Below are 17,515 nucleotides of genomic sequence, written 5' to 3' on the forward strand. Positions count from 1 at the left end.
TATGCGAACAAAGATTGTATTCATTCTCCTTATCTTAGGTGGAATTATCCTCGGTAATCATTTATCGACAAATGCACTTGACATCCAGAAAAAAGTCACTGGTACAGTAACAGATACCACGGGAAAACCTTTGAGCGATGTTACGATTATGATTAAAGGAAGAGAAGTTGGCACACGCACAAACACGAAAGGAACTTACGTTCTTTTCGTGACAAACGCAGACACACTGGTTTTCTCGAAAAAAGAAATGAAAACACAAGAGGTCTCCGTAGGTCAGAAAACACAAATCGATATTGTTCTGCAAAAAGCTAAAAAGTAGACCTATCAAGAAACTTTCCGGCGGGGAAACTGTATGTTTATCAGCTTCTCCGCCGGAAATATGAATCTACAAACTATTATACCCTTTATCCCCCGGGAATAACGGTTCTCTTGCCATGATACCCGGTTCCACCGTTTTCCGCTTCTCTTCCAAAACTTTCACGTCTTCCCCCTGCATTTCCAACAGCTCCTCCCCTCTTCTTTCCCAAACAATAGAATCATACTTTACCACCTGATGATAAGGCGGGACTGATACAGCGAAAACCAGACAATCATCAACCTCCCGGTATCTAATCAAAGTCAAGCTATCTATATTAGCACCGAATGCCTCAATAATTCTCTTATGCAGGAATAATTCGTACTTGTCCGGTACGCAATACAAATACTCCAGATCGCCGTGTACACCGACAGGTTCGCCCTCGTCATTCACCCCGATATAGACCACCCCGCCCTGTTCATTCAAGAAACCGCATATCGCGCACATCATTATATCGATTTGCGCTTCCACGTCCGCACCTCTCGAACCCGCGGGATACACGATTGACTCCATAAACTCCCGCACGAAATTCCGCTCGCCAAACGTCAATTCTTCCTGTTCTTCCTTTTTGAAAGATAGCAAAGCCAGAAGTTCATCATGTATCAAGCGGGAAGTCCCAACCGTATGCCCCGGCAACTCCTTTTCCAGTATATATTTCGCGACATTCGCGACATCTTCATCTCCCGAACGAGAGTAACGCACCAGCTCATCCGCGCACGAACCGTCTTTACATGCCGCAAGAATCTTGATAATTGTCCACTGTCGCTCCAAAGCGGGGAAACGTTGGAAATCACGTTCCAAAAAATCCAAATCGATCTTCCTGACATCCCCTTCTTCCACGAACTCGTATCTTATGATCAAGTAATTTATCAAGCAATCATAATAAGTCTTCAGCCGATTATCACCCAACACGTGAGAGAGCAACCGAATAAAATAAAGCAAATTAAGATTACCCAGACTAACCTCCCGTGTCAAATAGAACTGTAACAAACGAATCAATTCCTTCACGTACCCGTGCGAAATATCCACAGACCGTTCTATCTTGCCCATGTTAAAATTCGCCTGCACGTCGCCTTCCCTAAAACGTTTACAATCACCCAAGTATTCATACACGAGGTTCGACACGGCATCATGCCGGTCAAAAGACTCGGTCGAGGCCTGTACCATTTCTCCCCTTATCCGTCCCCGGGTCGGTATCTCGGTTATTCTCAATAAATAACAATCATTCTCTTTTATCTCCATTCCTTCCGGGACACTCGTGTAAACGATATACCCGTTTTCAGAAAGCCAAATCAACAATTCGTTTTTCTCGTACAGGAATAAAGCGTTGCACTCGTCCCCGGCATCCAGACGCACGGCTGCCGAACGATTCAACTCCTCCCAAATCGAAAATTGAAGCTTCTCCTCGCTCGACTCGACCACGGTCGCCTGCAACAAATCGCCGGGATGCAAAATATCTTCAATCGTATCCAGTTTTGCCCGTGTAATATGGCTCACGTGCAGCACCCCGTCCCCCTCGTACTGGTCGTCCACGACCGACACGAACGCCAACGTCGGGTTCTGGTTATATATCAATTTTATCTTTATCGTCACGCTCACGCCCACGGGCGGACGTCTTTTCTTCAAAACATTCTTCTTGAGTTCATCCGAGAAATCGGCGAACACGCCTCTCCATGATTTTGTCACTTCAGCAAGTTCCCCGTCGAAGACTAATTTTCTCTTGTTACTCCCGACTTTCAACGCCATCCCGTTAATCTCCGCCACCATGTCGAATTTCATGGAAGTCGGTGCAGATAAAGTGATTGCCTTGTTGTCTACCAGTACCTGTCCCTTCCCGTCAAACATCCGTCCTTGACAATTTCTCAAAGCCGCAACCGACTTCTCCTCTATCACGGCTTTCAAGTCGTCAAACGAGAATTTCAACAAATCCTCCCAAGCAAAAACCGGATTCTTCTGGTTAAACAAGAGGGAATTGAAAGCGTTCTCCCGGAACAACTCCTCTTTTTTCTCCCCTAAAATATACAGGTACCTGAAAAACATGGAACGCAGGCAGGCAAATTCTTCCTGCACGGGAACTCCCGACAACAATTTCGCGCCGAGAATCCAAACCGTATCTTGAAGCTGTTCTTCCGTCCTACCCTCGAAACTTAAAATATCATCTTGTTCCCGCATCAATGCCACCCGCTCGTTCATGCATTCTGTCACCCGCGGGAAATTCTTGTTCAACGTGTGATACACCAAAAGCACAAAACCTTCTGCCGGTAAAAGATGCAAGCGGGGACTGAAACGCACGATTGTTGACAGGGTAATCCACACCAACGACTTTTTAAACAGATAGCCCGACAAGGTCAACTTCCGCAACTTATCCGTCACGTAATCCCCCTCGCCCTCCGTGTCTATCAGCCGGATCGCCTCTCTCGACGCGAGAGCCTCATCCAAGTAACGTTCCACCAGCATCCGCTGGTCATTCAACTTGACGCCCTCGTAACATTTTAAATAAGTCGACCCCTCGATCAACCATTCCAGAACACGAATAAACACGCCGTTCAGGTAACGATAATCCTCTATCACGATTTCCTCTCCCGCCAGTTCCGACCGAATGACATTCAACAAAGAAAAAATCCACTCCGGCCCCTGTTTCTCGACAGAGGTAAAATCATAATCACAAGTGTACTTCTCAAGAACTTCCGCTTCCTCCCCCGTGAAACATACCTCTTCAAACAAACGCTCAAGAGTCACGATATCAATCGACTTATCTTTTACAATCTTATTCATCATCGTAAATACATTTAAACAAGCGCACTTTCGTGAACATCAACTTTTCATGATAATAAGGCACATGAAATCACCCCCTCCCGATTAACCACTATGCAAAGAAAGGACTTTTTTTCGAAAATATGCTCTCATACGCATAAAAACATCATGAAATGATAAAGAGTTATACTAAACATTTCAAGGGGATAGCCTATGATAAAGCGTAAAGCTCGCCTATTTCCCGCATTTCTAATGCCGGGAACAACATTCCTCCCGCGTGTGTTAAAAAAGCATATTCTTTACTAAAACGTGGGCGAAGTGTAGGTGAAGTACGGGCGAAGAGTAGGCGATGCCGCCTAAACCTCGCCCAAAAGTCACCCAAAACCCGTGCAATGCCATAGTAAAACCCATGCTTAAAGGATAATCAACGATTACAAATTATTTTATATACATTTGTTCCCGCATAACACACGAAAGTCCATGATTAGAAAGTTCCAACCACGAGATGAAGATGCCGTTATCCGGATATGGCTGGAAGCATCTGCCATCGCCCACTATTTCATTCCCCGTTCCTACTGGGAAAACAACACGGCAAGCATGCGCGAAACATATATACCCCGAAGCGAAACTTTCGTTCACACGGATGATACAACCGGAGAAATCACCGGATTTATTTCCCTATCGGGAAATTACCTCGCCGCCCTATTCGTGGCTCCCGCCCGACAAGGTAAAGGAATCGGGCAAGCATTGATGACTTACGCGAAAACACTAAAACCCGAACTGGAGCTAAACGTTTACCGGGAAAACACACGAGCCGTCACGTTCTATAAACACCAAGGCTTCAAAATTACACGAGAACAGGAAGACGAGGCTACCGGGCAGAAGGAATATGTCATGGTGTACCAAATTCAAGACCGATAAAATAACTATTCTCATTCTTTCTTTTTACCGAATACACAAGTCAAAACACCTTTATACAGCATCCGCTTTCGCTCCAACACGTGAAGAACTCCCAATGCCCCCACAACAATACCGGTTTTGTAATGCAACAATCCTATCGAGGAATTAGCGCCATTCACGAAAAACAGTACCACTAACCCGGACACGACAACCAACACGAAAACAATTGACAACAACAAAACTACTTTTCCTTTGCCTTTACAGCCTTTCCTTTTCAACCCTCCATACCACCCCCAATGGCTCCTGATATGAATAATTCCAAACGCCATAAACAACAAGCTGACAATCGTATGAAATACTGCCCAGTTATGCCACGTTGCATGGTTGATGCCATGCCCCGCGATATGCAACTCTACACCCGTATAGAACGACAGGACGAACACGAAAACCAATATCAAATCCGTCAAGTAAATAAATTTACTTCTATTCATCTTTTTTGCTCCAAAACTACAATGAATTGACAAACAGAAAAATAGAATATACAAGGTTAAAATTGTACTATTCGAGGTATTTCTTCCGGTAGGAAGTAGGATTCACGCCCACGACTTTTGTAAATAATCTGGTAAAATAAGCATAATCGTCCACTCCCAGACAAACAGCTATCTCCCTTATATTCATAGATGTATATATCAACATCCGTTTAGCCCTCAATAGGAGTTCGTTTTGAATATATTTGCTTACACTCACGCCTGTAATGTCCTTAATCACTTCATTCAGATACACCGGGGATACGCACAACAATTCCGCGTAACGAGATACACCCCTGTTTATCACCCTTTCTTTTGAAAGCAATTCTTTAAAAGCCAACGCAATTTCGACACGTCTTCTTTTTTTAGATTGTTGCTTGACAATTTTCCGAATGGCATCCGTTATTATTCCAACGACCGCGCATGACAAATTTTGCAGAGTAGCTTTCGATTCATCACACTCCCGCTCATCGATTCGGCGGAAAATCATAGAAAAGAGTTGAGTCAACTCGACACGCTGCATGTCATTCACTTTGAATGATAGCGGCGATAGCGCGTATTCAGCGAGGACTTGTTTCGTCGGAATATCTATAAACACCCCGTCCATGAATAAAAGAAATGCCTTCACGTCACCTGCATCGACAACATGGTGGACTTGGTTCGGCTGGATACAAATCACATCGCCTGCCGACAAACAACAATCATTGAAATCAATACCGACACGACACGTCCCGCTCTCTACCATACCAAATATGTAATACTCGTCCCGATGAGTATAATCAATAGGTCGTTTCGCTGAAAAAGGAGAAAGTTCCTTCGCGAATATCCCGAAATCGGATTGCCAAACCATTTTATGTGTAGGAATACCTGTCATTCAATGTTTTTTGCGAAGTTAGCAAATTACCGGAAAAGGTCGGGATAATATCAAACTAAATTTTTACTTTTACGTCCTCAAATATTACATATGCCACAAGATATCACGATATACACAGACGGTGCAGCCAGCGGGAATCCCGGTCCCGGGGGATACGGGGTCGTGCTTATGGCGGGACCGCACCGGAAAGAATTGTCGGAAGGCTTCCGGCTCACGACGAACAACCGCATGGAATTGCTTGCCGTTATCATCGGGCTGAATGCCCTGCGCTTCCCGGGAAGCAACGTCACGATATACTCTGATTCGAAATACGTCGTCGACGCCGTCGAAAAAGGTTGGGTGTTCGGGTGGGAGAAAAAAAGATTCAAGGATAAAAAGAATCCCGACCTGTGGCAACAATTTTTAGTACTCTATCGCAAACACAACGTGAAGTTCGTCTGGATAAAAGGACACGCCAATATACCTGAAAACGAACGCTGCGACCAACTCGCCGTTGCCGCCTACAAAGCCCCTAACTTACAGATAGATGAATATTATGAAGCAGAAGGGCGTTCAAACGAACAAATTTTCAGTTAAAAGGCAAAAAAAATTCCCGTTTGTTACTCTCTAACGTTTTAAATTAATTATTTTCGCGCTACAATCTAATATAGAAAAATAACATCGTTCGTCATAAAAAACTATCGAGATGAAGAAAATATTAATCGTTGGTGCAGGGGGACAAATCGGTTCCGAACTGGTTCCTTATCTGAGATCTATCTATGGAGATAACAATGTAGTGGCAGCCGATATCAGTGCTGAAAAATGTAAAGCATTGGCAGAAGCGGGTCCTTTCGAGGAATTGAACGCTCTTGACGGAGAGGGATTCAGTGCCATCGTGAAAAAATACAATATTGATACCATCTTCAACCTGGTTGCCTTATTGTCTGCCACGGGAGAGAAAAACCCGAAACTGGCATGGGATATTAACATCGGGGCGTTGACCAACTCCCTGTATATCGCGAAGGACAACAATTGCGCCGTGTTCACGCCGAGTTCTATCGGTGCTTTCGGTAACGACACCCCGAAAGACAAAACCCCGCAGGACACCCTGCAACGTTCAAACACCACGATTTACGGTGTTTGTAAGGTAACCGGGGAACTTCTAAGCGACTATTATTTCCACCGTTTCGGGGTAGACACGCGTAGCGTACGCTTCCCGGGATTGATTTCATACGTGACTCTTCCCGGCGGGGGAACCACGGACTACGCCGTGGAAATCTACTATGACGCCATCCGGAAAGGTTCATTCACTTGCAACGTGCAGGAAGGCACCTACATGGACATGATGTACATGCCGGACGCCTTGAACGCCGTGGTTACTTTGATGGAAGCCGACCCCAGCAAACTGAAACACCGGAACAGCTTCAACATCGCGTCCATGAGTTTCGAGCCGGAACAAATTGCGGCAGAAATCCGCAAACATATCCCGGACTTCAAAATGGATTATCAAATCGACCCGGTAAAACAAGCTATCGCCAACAGTTGGCCAAACAGCATGGACGACACTTGCGCCCGTGAGGAATGGGGCTGGGCACCGAAATACGACCTTACCAGCATGACCAATGATATGTTGGTAAAAGTGAAAGAGAAATTTGACAAGGGATTAATTAAATAAAACCTTTTCTCAATAAATAAAAAATCCGGGTTTAAGAATCCGGATTTTTTATTGTTTATCTGTTCACGATTAATCTTCTACTTCACCCAATTTCTTTTCATAACCTAAAAACTTTCCTAAACCATTTTTTTCCAATACAGCTTTCAAGTACTCGTATTTCTGCATTATCAGTTCCTGATGTCCATACATTTCCCTAATTTCAGCATCTGTATGAGTCAAAACCAGAGTCAAATAATCCATAAAATCAACCTGCTTAAATATAAAATTATAATATGTTGAAGTAACACTTCGAACTGACAAGACGCCAAATCTATACGGAAGATTATCGTATTCTGTAATCAGTTTTCCATCGGGGAAACGATCGGGGGTAGAAGTTGTCAATTTAAAACCTTTAGCGTAAGGAGCACCGGTCAATGTCGTCGGCCATTCCGCCGAGTTGTTAGTTATATCGAAGAAACCTTGCAACTCTTCATTGTTTCCAGCACCATCCCCACCGAACAAATCGTACACCTGCTTCAACAACACGTTAATCATCAACCCCTTTCTTTCATCCTCCGTCAACGTGTTGAAATGCTTCTTGGTTACATCGGTCATACTCACCACAACAGTAGCATTGGCTACATCGTTCCAATAAGGCAATACAGTAGAGTTCCCCGTACTATTAAATACTGTATCTACAATAAAAAAATGTTTATAGAAAAAAGACGATGTATTCAATACCGGATCGACGACCAAGAAATAATAATCGATAAAATCCTTGATTATTCCCCGGTCGTAAGACAAACGATAATTGGCAGAAGTTGTTTTTCCCGAACGTTTGAAATCGTACCCCATCATATAGGTTTGATAATGAGTATAAGGCTCTCCATAAGTATAGCGAGTTTCCGTACCTATGGTATCGTTATAGAAAAACCGTAAACCAGTTTCATCGTATATCTTATAAATCAATTGATCCAATTCATCAGCATTCGGATCGTAGGTAAGTACCCACCAATCCCGCTCCTCATAGGAGGGACTTGGTGTTTCGTCATCGGAACAAGCCATAATTAGGCCACAAGCCAAGAAAAGGCTTAATAATATATTTTTCATCATCTTATTCTTCTTTAAAAATACAATTTACTCGTTCATTTTGTATAATAGCACCTTCGGTCTGCTCGATCTCATACGTGGGGATCGGCATCACCCAAGCTCCATCCGGATAAGCAGGTAACTCGTAATATCCAATATAGGTCCCCTTATCCTCTGCATCACCTGCATTATGCTCAAACATGCCGTGACGGATAGAGAGTGCTTCCGGATACTTGGGACTGACCGCATAACGACGCAAGTCAAACCAACGTTGGCACTCGAAGCATAACTCCCGTCTTCTCTCCTTACGGATCAATTTCACTAAAGCCTCGCCGGACTCCGTCAAGGTTCTCAAATTGGGAATCCGGGTTTTCATCAAATCCGCTAACACTACTCTTGCCTCACCATCCTGATCGATCATCGCCAATGCCTCCGCCAGGTTCAAATGTACTTCAGGTAAACGCAACAAGAAACAATCCGAGATGTAGGTTTTCATAGAATTCAAGGTTGCAGTATCCTTCCCCGTTAACTTTGCCGGCAACAAAAATCCACCATACTTATGCTCTCTACACACCAAATTTTTACGCACATCGCCATCCTCTTCCGAGAACACTTCCAACAGATCCGGAGAAATCGCAATGGCATCCACCATATCAGCGTGATTTTCTTGATAGAATACCCCCGCTCCAAAACTTTGTCCCTGGGTAAAAATAATCTCAGGACAACCGTTATACAACCATGTTGCTTGCCCCGAACTTTTCATGTTCATCAAGGAATACTTCCCTTTCAAGATTTCCCGGCAAAGCTCCGGAACCAAATCCCATTTACCCATATAGCAATACACGCGACTCAACAAGAGGCGTGCCGCATCTTGGTTCGCCCGATTGACAGAAGGCATCTCGATTCCTTCCAAGTAATCGACTGCCATTTGCAAATCATGCACGATTTGATTGTAAACGGAATCCACTGGGGTGCGGGTGAAATTCTTGTCCTCCACAATGGGAGATAATTTCAGGGGAACACCCAAATCACTAGATGCCGTCACCGGGTCATAAGGCTTGGCATAGAGATTCACCAACAAGTAATAGTACGCCGCCCGGAGAAAATGGCATTGCCCCCGCACGCTGTTACGGTCCTCTTCCTTATCGTGTGTGAACTCCTCCACCTTATTCAGGATCACGTTCAACACCGCAATGTGTTCATACAGTGTAGCCCAGTTTTTATCCTCGAAAGCATCTCCCTTGATATTAAACGGAGAAGCTTCCCAACAGTAAAAGGCACGCATTTTATTGGTAAAAACACCCTTGATCAACTCCTGACCGGCGATAGCCGCCTGCACATCATCGTCCATCACGTGCAACCAAGAATAATAGGATTTAGGTAGTTTCATATCAAAACCAGCAGCATTGAATACCAAATCCGCTTTCATGTACCCGTTACCGATCAACAACTCTTCCATATCCTTACAATCGCGGGCATACATCAACTCGTGGGACTCTTCTGTCAGAAAATCGCCACAAGCCCCCCACAGGCAACCTAACAAGCAAATCAGAAATATATATCTTTTTTTCATAAGTTTACAATTTTTAGAATGATACATCTATACTAAAAGAATAAGTGGGACGCACGGACAAGTTAATGCGATCAGCAGACCCAGACTGCGAGGTCGGATCCTGTCCGCGCAACTCCTTCGCACTCCAAGTAAATAGATTCGATCCCGACAAGGACACATACATATTCTTCACGTGCAAGTGCTTGCAGATCTTTTGCGGCATCACGTATCGCAAACTCATGGATTGTAATTTCAGATAATTACCACTCACTACTCGAATATTCGAGAAATCGTACATCTGCCAAATGTGATCGGCAAACTTAAACGGTTCGTTTTTCCACCAAGGGCTATTTATAGAAGCCGAAAAATCTTCAGCCTTCAACATTCCCGGAATATTGGTGTTTTTTTCATCCCCGGGACGTTTCCAACGATGCACAAATTCCTTGCGCATATTTTTGATCGGTTGTGGAACGCTGGAACCACTAACATTATCATACAATTTTAACAAACGCACCTTGGAACCGATGCTGTAAGCAAGGTTAAAACTCAAGATAAAGTTGTTATACTCAAACGTGTTAGAAATCCCTCCCTGCAAGTAAGGCACCCGGCACCCGGAGTATTGCATGATGGTAGTAAACACCTTACTCTTTGGCATATCAATATATTGATCCCAAAGATCCTCTTCCACTCGGGCAAAAGTGGGACGCCCATCTGCCGGATCCAATCCAGTGAATTCGTAAGAAAAGAAAGAATTCAATGGACGCCCATTCACGTAAGCGTTTCCATTCAAATAGTCTTGATAGTTGAAATCGTCATGCAAAGGATCGAAATCGCTACCTCGTCCCAATTTATTGATCAACTTATTCACCACCTGCCCCAATTGCGGGTCGATACTCCAACGGAATCCTTTCCGCTCACCGCTGGAGCTGATATCGGAAAGCATGCGATTCATCGGAACAATATTGAAACTAAACTCGAATCCGGAGTTCTCCACTGTACCTTCGTTCACCTTGTAAGAAGCAACCCCATTTACGCGAGACACCTTTTTGGTCAAGTAGGCATTTTTGGTTTTCTTGTAGAAGTAGGAAACCATACCTTTCAACGAGTTGTTAAACAAAGAGAAATCGACACTCGTGTTGAACGAAGCCGTCTTCTCCCATCCCAAATCCGGATTCGGGAAAGTCTTAATCGTGGATTGATATTCGTTGAATACCTGATTTACCTCACCCTTTTGAATAATCAATTCCGGAGTAGCCTCGTTGGTGATATTTCCCTGGTAACCAAAAGAAGCACGCAACGCCACGTTGTTAATCCAATTCACATTAGCAAGCACATTCTCTTTCAAATTCCAGCGTCCGGACAACGACCAGACCGGGAGAATCTTGTCATTTGTCAGATTACCGAATTCATTAGAGAAATCCAAACGGGCATTCACGTTGAAAATATAAGCATTACGGAAACTATAAGTCAATGACCCATACAACCCGACTTTGTTGGAGGTTCTATCTTTCAATTTACCCAAAGCATTGGGATCAGAGGCTAACCACTCTGCATACTTAAAGTACACTTCTTCATCCACCTTATTTACCGTCATACCGCGATCCGGCAAATAACAACGGATAGTTTTAGCAAATCCTGTATATTTGGAAGAACTCAACTCTCCCCCCACGTCTACAGACAGCATATGCTGCTCGTACTCATCCAAATAATGGTAGTAATTAACTTGCCCACGCAGGGTATAACTATTGTTTTTCGTGTTATCCTTCTGTAATTCTCCCCCGAAAGGCAATGTTGCTTGTCTATTAGATACGAAATCATTGTACCGCGGATCTTTCTGAAAGTAAGAATAACCGTACGCATACGCAGTATTTTCAGCGTGATAGGTTTCATTATCCGTATCGGACAGTGAATACGAGAGAGTTGCCTGCGCTTTCAAACGAGGGATAATCTCATAAGACAAATTAGTCATAAAACTTACCGTGTGGCCTTTCACCTTATTATAAGAGTTATCTCGTTCATTCAACACGTTAAAATAAACAGGTCTTTGGTTTTTTTGTACCTGATGATAATGCAACGTCCCGTCTTTATCGTACAAGGGTACTGCACGACTGGTTCCATAAGCATAATCCATCAAACCTACATCTGCGGGAGTATGGTCTTGCTCGCGCACATTAGCTGACAACTTAAATTGGGCACTGAATTTATTTTGCGTAAAATTCAAGTTTAATACCGAATTGTAGCGATCAGCCGACTCTTTGACCAATACACCATTTTCCCGCCCATAACCAAGGGAGGCATGATACCTGAAATTCTCGGATCCCCCGGAGAAGGAGAGTGTGTGATTGTGTGAGAACGAGTTTCTCGTGATCTCACCCAACCAATCGGTGTTCATAGTTTCAAACCGGGTAACCTCTTCTTGGAACTTATCGAAACTAATCAAGCCTTTTTTGTATTGCTCGACCAAAGCCTCGTAACCAGTCCATCCATCTTCAGTACTATTATATTTCATTCCTTTCTCTATTGCCTCGCGGGAGTAATCGACACGTTCTCGAGAATTCATCAAGTAAATCGCCCGATCCGAATAACGCGGGCGGCGGGCAAAACTCCCGTCCACGTGGTAATTCAAGCGCAAGGGACCCACTTTCCCTTTTTTCGTGGTGATGACAATTACCCCATTGGCAGCTTTCGTTCCATACAAAGCAGTGGCAGAGGCATCCTTCAATATGTTGATGTCCTCGATATCATAGGGATTCAAACCGGAAATAGCGTTTCCCAACAAGTTCACGAAGTCCAAATCGTTGATGTCAGTTGGGTCGACATTCACCGGATCAGTCAATACAACACCGTCCAATACCCACAAAGGTTCTTGACTTCCCAACACGGTGGAAGTTCCCCGGATACGTAAACGAGGTGTGGCCCCTACCTGCCCGGAGTTCTGCATGAAGATCAATCCCGGTACGTGTCCTTCCAACATCTTGTCAATAGAAGATACCCCCGGCATCATGATGTCCTCCGCTTTCAAGGTGGTTACCGCACTGGTCAATTTCTTTTTATCCGTGTTCAAGTATCCCAAAGCAACCACCTCATCCAAAGCTTCAGCATCGTCTTCCAAAATCACGTTCAATTCGGTTTGTCCAGTGTATTTTACCGTTTTAGCTTTTTTCCCGATAAACGAAAAAATCAATTCCACATCATTACTAACAGGTAGAGTCAATTTGTAACGTCCTTTGATGTCGGTAACCGTTCCCACTGTAGTACCCTTGATTTGCACAGTCACACCCGCAAGGGTATCGGTTTTCACCATTCCTGTCACAGTACCCGTCACGACTCTTGGCTTCTCGTCTTTCGCCTGCACTAGAGTCGCATGGCGCAAGATAATCAAATTTCCTTCCTGCACATACGTAAGATTGGTTCCTTTCAACACGATATCCAATATCTCAACCACATTTTTATCTTTTATCGATACCGAGATATTGTTCACACTTTTCACATCCGCACCCGAATACACGAATTGTACCCCGGCTTTCTCTTTCAACAAATCCATGACCTCAACCAAAGACTTGTTTTCTATCTCTAAATTCAATCTCACCTGCTGTGCCTTCACGGTAGCAAAAAGTGACTCCGAAGACAACATGACAAACAAAACGAATAGTTTTATCACCCGTATCCATTCTATCGATTTCGGACTCCCTCTAAACCTGAAACGAAAACTCAATTCTTTCATAATCTGTATTTGATAATTAAAAATCAATGCCATCTATTATTTCTACTCTTTAGTACCGTAAAGTGTAGCAATATTATGCGTAATCGGAGAATTTGATGCGGTATATGACAATCTATACAAACGCCTATAATCTCCCCCTGTTTCACAGGTTAAAGATCCTTTTACCGAGGGATAGGACGGACAGCGGGATCCATCTTTCCCAATAAATCTAAACCGTAACTCCGCTCCAAAGGATTTAGACCATGTTCCAAAAAACGGTTTATTGAGAAATAAATCCCCCATGGCAATGTCAAAAGTGACACGATAGGTGTTATTCCCTAAATCCTCTGCATACAATATATTTTTATAAACACCATAAGCATCGTTACCCCCATCCCAAGTTTCATTGCGTTCCAATGCCTCACTTGCAGCCTGGTATGCAGCATAACTTGCAGCATTAATAGGTTCATACGAAACGGTGACATCGTGGGAAGCCCACGGATCGTTGTAAAGAATTATCCCGTCAACAGGCTTATTACTATGGAATGTACAAGCAACAAAAACAGAATCCTCCTCAAGCGCCGGATTACCCGGTAAACTCCTTATATCCCACTCGTCGATCGTCACCTCCAACGGCTCTGGTTCCACGGGAGCGACATTACTAAACAATGGATGTTTTTCCAAGAATCGTGCCGCAGCTTCCGGTAGAATCACTTTATCCAAAATACCCCCCTTAGGCAAATTTAGTGTATTTCCAGAGTTACTACAATATCGCGTGTAAAACCACTCCCACCTGTAAATCTTACTAACAGCTTTTGACTTTACCGCTCCCACGAGAGAAAACGTCGCACTACTCATTTTATGTGATTCCAATGGAACCCCGAAAGAACGTGCCAAAGTATGCAGCACCTCCCCGTAAGAAGCCAAATGCGCTTCACGTCCCCGGCTTGAAGTTAAATAACGTACTTTAAATTTCTCATGATCCACGCCACAGAAAGCGATACCGGAATAAGTACCCAAACTATAATGCGCACAAAAACTACCCGTGTATTTAGGCATAAATACCAAGTAGTTATCGCTAGTTTTTTCCTCTGGATGCTGCTCGAAATAAGCTAGCACCTCTTCCGCCATCTTGGGCATGTTCTTTTCTATCATCTGGTCGGTAGGTAGAGAGCTCTTGATGTAGTGCATCTTCACGTAATCGGGATTCTCGTTCACGATCAAACCGAATTTCTTGTTGGGAATCCGGTTTCTCTGCAAACACAATTCGAAATACTTCTGCATGTCAAGAGCGAAGCCGGATAGACGCCAATGCCAATATTCCCTATCGTATTCATCGGCAGGCACGTAATACACTACATTTAAAGTATGCTCTGTTTCAGTCGTGTAAGTCGGCCCCGGAGGAAGTATCACCTCCACTTGCTCATCCTCATCACCTTTATACAATTCAGCACAACCAAACAGCATAAAGATAAAAGACACCCATAAAAAATATCCAATACTTTTCTTCATAAAAATGTTTGTTTTTGGTAAAAAAATCCATTAAGTTCATGTCCATAACGAAAGAAAAACAAAAAATGGGTACAACAATTCAGTATTTTTTAAATTTCATAATAATTAAAGCACTGAAAAGAGTTATACACGGATCATTCTCTCGTGAAGAAACGTATAAACTCAAACAAAAAGTTAGTATATTAGTAGCCTCGTTTTAATCAACGATCAGGAATCAAGCCTATATTTAAATTCAAAATATGCCAAGAAAAGAAAAAAAAACAAAGCGAGACATCGGTAAAAAAGAAATACGCCGGATGTTATACGATATATTCTCCGCGAACCCCAACGAACATTTTAATTACAAACAGTTGGCGCAGCGATTGGGGATCAAAAACATGAACGCGAAACAGTTGATCATGACGGTTCTCTACGAGATGAAAAACGACAATATGCTCTCGGAAGAATCAACCGGACAATTTAAATTCAAAATAAGTACCGTTTACGTCACGGGAATCATCGACTTGACCGCCAAGGGCACAGCCTACTTGGTTTCCGACGAATGCAAGGAAGACGTGTTTATCCCGCAGGTCGGTTTGAACCATGCCTTGAACGGGGACAAAGTAAAGGTCTTGCTCTACGCTCGAAGTTCCAGACGTCGCCCGGAAGGGGAAGTGGTAGAGATTCTGGAACGCAAGAAAGAAACTTTCGTGGGTATCATCCAATGCTCCAAACAATACGCGTTCCTTGTACCGACCGGCAAACAACTGCCTTACGATATCTTTATCCCGTTGAACGAATTGAACGGGGCAAAAGACGGGGAGAAAGCCATCGTCAAGATTACCGAATGGCCGGAAAACCAAAAGAACCCGATAGGCAAAGTGCTCCAAGTACTGGGTACCCCGGGAGATAATGATACCGAAATGAACGCCATCATGGCAGAATTCGAGCTTCCGGTTCAATTCCCCGCCACGGTGGAGAAAGCCGCGAAAAAAATAAAAGACGCTATTCCCGAGGAAGAAATCAAAAACCGACGAGATTTCCGGGGTATCACAACATTCACGATCGATCCGAAAGACGCCAAAGACTTTGACGACGCCCTTTCGTTCCGGAAATTAAAAAACGGGAACTACGAGGTAGGCATACACATTGCCGACGTCAGCTTTTACGTGACACCCGACTCGACCTTGGATAAAGAAGCGTATAACCGCGCAACCTCTGTTTACCTCGTGGACCGCACGATACCCATGCTACCGGAACATTTATCCAACGGGCTATGTTCCCTGCGTCCGAATGAAGAGAAACTCTGTTTCTCGGCAGTCTTCGAACTGAACGAGAACGCTGAAGTGATTAAACAATGGTTCGGACGGACGGTTATCAAATCGGACAGACGCTTCACGTATGAAGAAGCGCAAGCCATGATCGAGGGCGAAGACGGCGATTTCAAAACCGAAATAATAACGCTGAACGATCTTGCCCAGAAGCTACGGGCTGCCCGTTTCCAAAACGGCGCTATCGCGTTTGACCGCATTGAAGTACGCTTCGACATTGACGAGAAAGGTAAACCCACGGGAGTATATTTTAAACGCTCGAAAGAAGCCAACAAGCTGATCGAAGAGTTTATGCTGCTCGCCAACAAAAAAGTAGCCGAAAGAATCGGCAAAACAAAAGAAGGGCAAAAAGCAAAAACTTTCGTGTACCGTATCCACGAGCAACCCAATACCGAAAAACTGGAAGACTTCGGTCGTTTCATAGCAAAATTCGGGTATAAAATACGCACGACCTCTCCCCGGCAACTATCTTCTTCCATGAACAAATTAATGGAAGATGTACAAAACCGTCCGGAACAGAACATGATCGAAACACTAGCTATCCGTACCATGGCAAAAGCCGTTTACTCCACGGTAAACGTGGGACACTACGGTCTGGCTTTCGATTATTACTCGCACTTCACGTCACCCATCCGTCGTTACCCCGACGTGATGACTCACCGACTGTTGCAACGGTATCTGGACGGGGGACGTTCTGCCAATGCCGAAAAATACGAGGAGATGTGCAAGCACTGTTCCGACATGGAACAAGTGGCATCTAACGCGGAAAGAGCCTCGTTCAAATACAAGCAGGTCGAGTTCATGAGTGACAAATTAGGAGAAAATTTCATGGGAACGATTTCCGGTGTCACGCAATGGGGATTCTACGTGGAGCTGAATGACACCAAATGCGAGGGACTGGTTTCCATCAATGAACTGGAAGGTGACTACTATGAATTTGACGAAGAAAACTACTGTATCGTGGGACGCCACCACCGGAAAGTTTACCAGCTTGGGGACCAAGTACTCGTGAAAGTAGCCAAAGCAAATCTCGTTGCCCGCCAACTCGATTTTGCCCTCGTGGAAAGCGAAAGTAAAAATACCACTCCTGCCGTTACCCCCCAAACACCTGCCTCCCGACGTGAAAAACCGGAACGTAAATTCCGCCGAGGCCGACGGGGAGATGCAGCTTCCGGCCGGAAAAGTGGAAAAGGAAACCGCAAAAAGAAATAAAAAATAAAAGAGGTGTGTTCTGACACACCTCTAGTCTATAAAGTTCATAAAGTCGAGCCTTCGGCTCTAAAGTCTATAAAGTCTGTATTTCAAT

Annotated in this window: 12 protein-coding genes; 5 read left to right on the plus strand and 7 right to left on the minus strand. The window is 44.1% G+C overall.

Annotated features, from left to right (window positions below):
- The first annotated feature begins 1 nt into the window (after position 1).
- On the plus strand, positions 2-319 hold the full coding sequence (locus H8S64_RS09670) for a carboxypeptidase regulatory-like domain-containing protein (protein ID WP_186975919.1): 318 nt from the start codon (positions 2-4) through the stop codon (positions 317-319).
- Positions 320-385: 66 nt separating this feature from the next.
- On the opposite strand, the gene H8S64_RS09675 is transcribed toward H8S64_RS09670, so the two are convergent.
- A complete protein-coding gene (locus H8S64_RS09675) occupies positions 386-3,133 on the minus strand; it encodes an AlbA family DNA-binding domain-containing protein (protein WP_186975920.1) in 2,748 nt (915 codons plus the stop codon).
- Positions 3,134-3,589: 456 nt separating this feature from the next.
- Between H8S64_RS09675 and H8S64_RS09680 the strand changes: the two genes are divergently transcribed.
- Entirely contained in the window at positions 3,590-4,030 is a 441-nt protein-coding gene (locus tag H8S64_RS09680; RefSeq protein ID WP_186975921.1) for an N-acetyltransferase, read from the plus strand.
- An 11-nt stretch (positions 4,031-4,041) separates the two neighbouring features.
- On the opposite strand, the gene H8S64_RS09685 is transcribed toward H8S64_RS09680, so the two are convergent.
- Entirely contained in the window at positions 4,042-4,500 is a 459-nt protein-coding gene (locus tag H8S64_RS09685) for a DUF4405 domain-containing protein (RefSeq protein ID WP_186975922.1), read from the minus strand.
- A 67-nt stretch (positions 4,501-4,567) separates the two neighbouring features.
- A complete protein-coding gene (locus tag H8S64_RS09690; RefSeq protein WP_186975923.1) occupies positions 4,568-5,410 on the minus strand; it encodes a helix-turn-helix domain-containing protein in 843 nt (280 codons plus the stop codon).
- 90 nt (positions 5,411-5,500) lie between these two features.
- On the opposite strand from H8S64_RS09690, the gene rnhA reads away from it, so the two are divergent.
- Positions 5,501-5,986 (plus strand): ribonuclease HI, encoded by a 486-nt coding sequence (rnhA, locus tag H8S64_RS09695; RefSeq protein WP_186975924.1) that lies wholly within the window; start codon positions 5,501-5,503, stop codon positions 5,984-5,986.
- 109 nt (positions 5,987-6,095) lie between these two features.
- Positions 6,096-7,064: an NAD-dependent epimerase/dehydratase family protein gene (locus H8S64_RS09700; protein ID WP_099291712.1), complete on the plus strand. Its 969-nt coding sequence runs from the start codon at positions 6,096-6,098 to the stop codon at positions 7,062-7,064.
- A gap of 69 nt (positions 7,065-7,133) precedes the next feature.
- On the opposite strand, the gene H8S64_RS09705 is transcribed toward H8S64_RS09700, so the two are convergent.
- The 4 genes from H8S64_RS09705 to H8S64_RS09720 are packed head-to-tail and all read right to left on the minus strand — an operon-like array spanning position 7,134 to position 14,899.
- Complete coding sequence (locus tag H8S64_RS09705; RefSeq protein WP_186975925.1) at positions 7,134-8,156, minus strand: hypothetical protein; 1,023 nt, start codon at positions 8,154-8,156, stop codon at positions 7,134-7,136.
- A 1-nt stretch (position 8,157) separates the two neighbouring features.
- A complete protein-coding gene (locus H8S64_RS09710; protein ID WP_186975926.1) occupies positions 8,158-9,705 on the minus strand; it encodes a RagB/SusD family nutrient uptake outer membrane protein in 1,548 nt (515 codons plus the stop codon).
- Between the two features lie 13 nt (positions 9,706-9,718).
- Positions 9,719-13,408 carry a SusC/RagA family TonB-linked outer membrane protein gene (locus tag H8S64_RS09715; RefSeq protein WP_186975927.1) on the minus strand — a complete coding sequence of 1,230 codons (3,690 nt, stop codon included), beginning with the start codon at positions 13,406-13,408 and terminating at the stop codon, positions 9,719-9,721.
- A gap of 42 nt (positions 13,409-13,450) precedes the next feature.
- A complete protein-coding gene (locus tag H8S64_RS09720; protein ID WP_186975928.1) occupies positions 13,451-14,899 on the minus strand; it encodes a hypothetical protein in 1,449 nt (482 codons plus the stop codon).
- A gap of 239 nt (positions 14,900-15,138) precedes the next feature.
- On the opposite strand from H8S64_RS09720, the gene rnr reads away from it, so the two are divergent.
- The gene (rnr, locus tag H8S64_RS09725) at positions 15,139-17,421 is read left to right on the plus strand and encodes a ribonuclease R (RefSeq protein WP_186975929.1); all 2,283 of its coding nucleotides are present in this window, start codon (positions 15,139-15,141) and stop codon (positions 17,419-17,421) included.
- Positions 17,422-17,515: the final 94 nt, after the last annotated feature.

The sequence above is a fragment of the Butyricimonas hominis genome, from assembly GCF_014287455.1.
Lineage (GTDB): Bacteria > Bacteroidota > Bacteroidia > Bacteroidales > Marinifilaceae > Butyricimonas > Butyricimonas muris.